Below are 5,407 nucleotides of genomic sequence, written 5' to 3' on the forward strand. Positions count from 1 at the left end.
TTCTGGGCAGTCTCTTCGGCATTAGCATATATCATCGCTTCAGAAAGTCTTTCGATCCGACATAGTGATTTCAGTGCTATTATCAGCTCTGATAAAGAAATAGAAATCCGGGCTTAACAACCGGCTCGACGGCGACCGGAATAGCCTATGAGGTTTTTACAAAGGTGGTTGCCGCTGGTCAGCCTCGTCATTGGACGCAAGACGAATAATAAAGGAGGATAAATGAAATATACGATGCATGGCCCGTTCGAGTTCAGAAAGAGTAAAAATGGATTAGTGGACCGCAGCAAAGGCGCGCGTCAATATTTTTGGGACAAGGTCAAAAATAGTGATGAATTGTTATCGTCTGCATGCGGCTGCTATCTTTTCGCAGTCCATGCAGCCAAAGGCATCAAGCCGTGGTATGTCGGTTTAGCTGCAAAACAATCATTTCAGAATGAATGCTTTGCAACGCATAAAATTACTATTTACAATGAGGCATTAGCAAGCAAAAAGGGGACGCCTCTCCTTTTCCTGATTACAAAGAGAACTAAGAACGGCAAGTTTGCTAAACCGGGCAAGAATGGCCATCGTTCTAGTGAGTATTTGGAAACAATATTGATTGGCACCGCCTTGGAAAAGAATAGTGAATTAATGAATATAAAGAAAACTGCGTTCCTAAGGCGTCTTTCCGTGCCTTGCGTTATTAACACTCCTTCGCGCAAACCGTCCAAATGTGAACTAGAATTCAAGAAGACTATAAAATGACAAGACATCCAACAAATCTTTCAAGACGGCCGGAGATAAGCCTGGCGTGATTGCTCCAGCTGCTGAAAGCCGTCATTAGAACGAGTAACTGCAAACCACTTCCCACCCATACTTTTATATTGCTTTTTATACATATTTGAAGTATATTACTTCTATGAAGAAAACCCGCTTCGAATGGGATACAGAGAAAGATGAAGAAAATCAACTTAAACATAATGTTTCGTTTGCGTTGGCTCAACACGCTTTTTTCGATCCTCATCGTGTCATAGCGGAAGATGTCAGCCATAGCAGCGACGAAAATAGATTTTACTGTATCGGCCGTGTTAATGACGGCATATTGACGGTCAGGTTTACTTATAGAGGAAATGTAATCCGCATCTACGGTGCCGGATATTGGAGAAGGGGGAGAAGAATATATGAAGAGCAAAACAAAGTATACTGACGAGCCAATGGGCAGATTAAAAGTTGTTGAAGACTTTCTTCCGCCGCCCGAACAGCTGGTGCTGAAAGAAGAGAATGTGAAGGTAACTATCGCATTGAACAAATCGAGTATTGAATTTTTCAAGAGAGAGGCCGAACGATACCATACTTCGTATCAAAAGATGATTCGGCGGCTGATAGAATTATATGCTTCAAAGCATAAAAAGAGCGCATAACGATCAAAGCGAGCCGACCGAAAGGGTCAAAATTATTTCAGTGCGACGCTGAAGAAAGGAGGAGGTCGAAATTTATGAAGGCTAAGGAAATCGACAAGAAATTTGATGAGGGAGAAGACATTACCAAATATCTTGATGTAGCAAAAGCAAGAAGACCCGAGCAAGAACAAAAGAGAGTTAATGTCGATTTTCCGCTTTGGATGATCCATTTATTGGACAAAGAAGCGCGACGTTTGGGCGTGCCTCGCCAATCTATCATCAAGGTCTGGGTGGCTGAGCGTCTTGAAAAGGCATCTTAAGTGCATCTGATGCTGACAAATCACTCGTGCGGATGGCTGATAGCCACCGCACAGTTCTGTCGTCAGGCTTTGGGATCTTAAGCTTACCTATCAATAACTAAAGGGAACCTATGGCATTAGATATCAAAAGAATTGAATACTACAACATAACAGTTGAGGGGCATGTCGGGCAGGGATCCATAACATAACATCAAGACCGACGCCGATTACCCTTGGGCATTTTCCGCAGGCTCTGTGGCCCGGCGCGGCTCATGCCCGGCGTTGCACAGGAATAGATGGAAGAAACATAAATACAAACACTAACCACGGGCAAAAGAGAAAGGATGGGGCATGAAGATCCACACAGCATTGTATATGTCTCTTTGTATCATCATGAGTATTGCCCTCCAAGGATGTGCCACTACCAATTGTTGTACGGCTAAAACAAAGACTATCACTATCTATGACGGCTACAGTATCCCCGCTAATATCGGCATCAGCAGCGGGCTATACACAGAAGTTGATGGATATCGTTACGTGAACATAGCTGTCGAATTCGAACAAAAGGCACCCACTGAAGAGCCGGTTTTCAATAGGAGTAATGTTTGCACATAGTCAAAACGGTAAATGGGGGGGGGTAGAAGGTATTTCACATTCGATCAGAATTTCTCCGGAATGGCCGATCCGCAGATGACTACTATCACTGGAAAAGCGAGCTGGCATGGCCATCCCCATGATAAAAGCTCATATATTGCCAGACTTCCTGTAATGGGGCCGTTTTTGCAGGTAGTTCCTTTCAATCACCATAACGAAGCACGGAAATTAAGCATTGTCCTTTATTTGACCCAATAGTTTGACAATGAGACCGTGCGACAACCAAATCGAGCGATAGGATTAAGGTCGGCGGTTTCTAAACATTTATCGCCTTAGCATATCAAATAAATGACCAGTAGAAAAACTATCACAATTATAATCCATGCGCTTTCCGGCTGGGCGCTCTGTGGAGCAACAATGGTCGCCGGAATCGCAACGACCTCTCTGCAGAATACATTAATCATCCATGCGATTGGAGCCCCAGTCTATTTTGCCGTTGTGTCTCTGATTTACTTTCGTAAATTTAACTACACCACACCGTTGTCAACAGCGACGAGTTTCGCGGGCTTTGTAATGACGGTAGATTTCCTCATTGTAGCCATGGTCATTAAGAGAAGCCTGGAGATGTTTGCCAGCTTACTCGGGACCTGGATTCCCTTCTTGCTGATATTTATTTCAACCTATGTAACCGGGCTCTATGTAACTCATAAGATGAAATGACGGAATGGGAATACGGTCAAATTTACGAGCAACAAAAGTGAGCAGGATTATAAACTAACTATGAGCTATGACGGCCAAACAATGTCGGGCTTCCTTGGCGGGTCTCATGACCAGGCGACGGGGATTTTCCGGATTACGACCATGGTCACGCTCCAGATTATCGTGACGGCTGGTCTCGTTGGGATATTCAGCTGAGAAATGTGGCGGTACGAACGTTTACTGTAGGAGTGAACTTATCGACTACTTCTCGGGAAATATCTTGCCGGGATTCAGGATGTTCTTCGGGTCGAAGAGGTGTTTTATGCCCCGCATGAGTCCGAGTTCTCGCTCCTTTATCTCCATCCCGATGTAGGGAGCCTTTGTTATGCCGATGCCGTGCTCGCCCGAAATGGTCCCGCCGAGTGACAGGGTAAGTGAAAATATCTCCTTGACCAGGTCTTTCCCCTTTTTGTATTCCTCGGCATTCGCCTTGTCGATCATGATGTTCACGTGTATGTTCCCGTCCCCGGCGTGGCCGAAATTTACTATCTTTACCCCTCTCTCTCCGGAGAGCCTTTTCAGGCTCGTGAGCATCTCCGGGATTCGGCTTCGCGGGACCACGATGTCTTCACTGATCTTTGTCGGACTCAGGTGATAGAGGGCAGGCGAAATCGCGCGCCTGCATTCCCACAGCCGGGCTCTCGCCTCATCATCCTCTGCCATGCTGACGTCCGCGTCTAATTTCATGCATATGTCAGCAACCTTCTCTGCCTCCCGCTTGATCGAGAGCGGATCTCCGTCGATCTCTATGAGGAGAAGCGCCTCTACGTTGTCACGGATGCCGATGGGATGATACCTTTCCACAGCAGCGATCGCTTCCCGGTCCATGAACTCGATGGTCCTCGGAATTATCCTTGAAGCGATGATCCGCGACACCGCTTTTCCGGACGCTTCGAGACTGTTAAAGAGGCAGAGGAGTGCCACGACAGTATCAGGGAGGGGGAGAAGCTTGAGGCGTATCTTCGTCGCGACGGCGAGCGTTCCTTCGGAACCGACGAGCAACCGGGTGAGGTCATAGCCGACCACGCCTTTGCGGGTCCTCACCCCTGTCGTGATGAGGTCGCCGGAGGGAAGCACCGCCTCCATCTCCATGACATAGTCCCGCGTCACACCGTATTTCAACGCGCGCGGTCCGCCCGCATTCTCGGCGACGTTTCCTCCGATCGTGCAGAAGTTCATGCTCGCTGGGTCAGGAGGATAGAAGAGGCCGTGCCGTTCCACCTCCCTCTGGAGGTTGCCGTTGATTATGCCCGGCTCGACGATCACCGTGAGGTTTTCCCTATCGAGTTCGATGACCCTGCTCATCCGCTCCATGCTTAGGACCAGGGAACCCTTCAGGGGAACCGCCCCTCCGCTCATCCCCGTGCCCGCCCCTCTCGGCACGACAGATATCCCGTCTTCATAGGCGTGTCTCATGATTCGTATGACGTGCTCCGTTGTCTCGGGCCAAAGAACCGCTGAGGGAAGGCTCTCACTGCCGCAGGCGTCGAACCCGTAACAGATGAGGTCTTCGGGGGCGTCGGAGACGCTTATTCCCGGCAATGCCTCAACGAGATTACGCATTCTCTCTCACGCCCGGTTGCAGGGTCTCGAAGAGATGCGGTCCCAGGTCTCTCTGTCGATCTCGTCGATGAAATCCGAGATCGGGAAATCCCTGCCGCATTCCATGCAGCGAAAGATCACCGACTTTCAGCCGGCAATAAGCTTCAGTTCTCCCTTACATGCTCTGCATTTCATCAGAAATCCTTAATCGGGCTAAGTCGGAATTAGTCGAATGCTGTTACAGAGAGGAGCCGGTGCTGCTCCCGCTGTTGTTTTCCGTTCATTGTGACCTAACCATTGAGAGCGTCCACGAGCTGCATCGAGATAACCTTCGATACTCCGGGTTCTTCCATCGTCACGCCATAGAGATAGTCTGCCGCTTCCATCGTTATCCTGTTATGGGTCACGACGATGAACTGTATCTTATCGGAGAGGTCCCTCAGCATCTTGCCGAACCGTCCGACATTCGCCTCGTCGAGAGGGGCGTCGACCTCGTCAAGGATGCAGAGCGGAGAAGGCTTGATGAGAAAACTGGCGAATAACAGGGAGAGCGCGGTAAGGGCCTTTTCTCCTCCCGAGAGGAGGTTGATGTTCTGGAGTTTCTTCCCCGGCGGCTGGGCGACAATCTCGATGCCGGTGTCGAGGATGCTCTGCTCGTCGGTGAGGATGAGCTCGGCCTTCCCTCCCCCGAAGAGATAGACGAAGACCTCGGCGAATTTTGCGTTCAGCAGTTCATAGGCTTCCCGAAGTTTCTTCCTCGTGGTACTGTTTATTTTCGTGATCGCCTCCTCGAGCTCTGCTATCGACTTATTGAGGTCATCCTGCTGCTTC

The 5,407-nt window shown here is 48.9% G+C and carries 5 protein-coding genes; 3 read left to right on the forward strand and 2 right to left on the reverse strand.

The genetic code is table 11. The features are described from left to right. The first annotated feature begins 222 nt into the window (after positions 1-222). The 3 genes from VEI96_00205 (at position 223) to VEI96_00215 (ending at position 1,702) form a co-directional block, all read left to right on the forward strand. Positions 223-747, forward strand: coding sequence for a hypothetical protein (locus tag VEI96_00205; GenBank protein ID HXX56401.1), 525 nt, complete (start codon positions 223-225; stop codon positions 745-747). Between the two features lie 416 nt (positions 748-1,163). After that, positions 1,164-1,403 (forward strand): hypothetical protein, encoded by a 240-nt coding sequence (locus VEI96_00210; GenBank protein ID HXX56402.1) that lies wholly within the window; start codon positions 1,164-1,166, stop codon positions 1,401-1,403. 74 nt (positions 1,404-1,477) lie between these two features. Continuing rightward, positions 1,478-1,702, forward strand: a complete 225-nt coding sequence (locus VEI96_00215) for a hypothetical protein (GenBank protein HXX56403.1) — start codon at positions 1,478-1,480, stop codon at positions 1,700-1,702. A gap of 1,533 nt (positions 1,703-3,235) precedes the next feature. Here VEI96_00215 and VEI96_00220 read toward each other — a convergent pair. Then, positions 3,236-4,597 (reverse strand): FAD-linked oxidase C-terminal domain-containing protein, encoded by a 1,362-nt coding sequence (locus VEI96_00220; GenBank protein HXX56404.1) that lies wholly within the window; start codon positions 4,595-4,597, stop codon positions 3,236-3,238. A 269-nt stretch (positions 4,598-4,866) separates the two neighbouring features. Beyond that, positions 4,867-5,407: AAA family ATPase (locus tag VEI96_00225; GenBank protein HXX56405.1), on the reverse strand; the 541-nt coding region annotated here is incomplete at its 5' end.

Source organism: Thermodesulfovibrionales bacterium (assembly GCA_035622735.1).
In the GTDB taxonomy this organism is placed as follows: domain Bacteria; phylum Nitrospirota; class Thermodesulfovibrionia; order Thermodesulfovibrionales; family UBA9159; genus DASPUT01.

Bases quoted from the DNA above. Each gene is read 5' to 3' on its own strand.
- VEI96_00205 (HXX56401.1), top strand. From the start codon at position 223: ATGAAATATACGATGCATGGCCCGTTCGAGTTCAGAAAGAGTAAAAAT.
- VEI96_00215 (HXX56403.1), top strand. From the start codon at position 1,478: ATGAAGGCTAAGGAAATCGACAAGAAATTTGATGAGGGAGAAGACATT.
- VEI96_00220 (HXX56404.1), bottom strand. From the start codon at position 4,597: ATGCGTAATCTCGTTGAGGCATTGCCGGGAATAAGCGTCTCCGACGCC.
- VEI96_00210 (HXX56402.1), top strand. From the start codon at position 1,164: ATGAAGAGCAAAACAAAGTATACTGACGAGCCAATGGGCAGATTAAAA.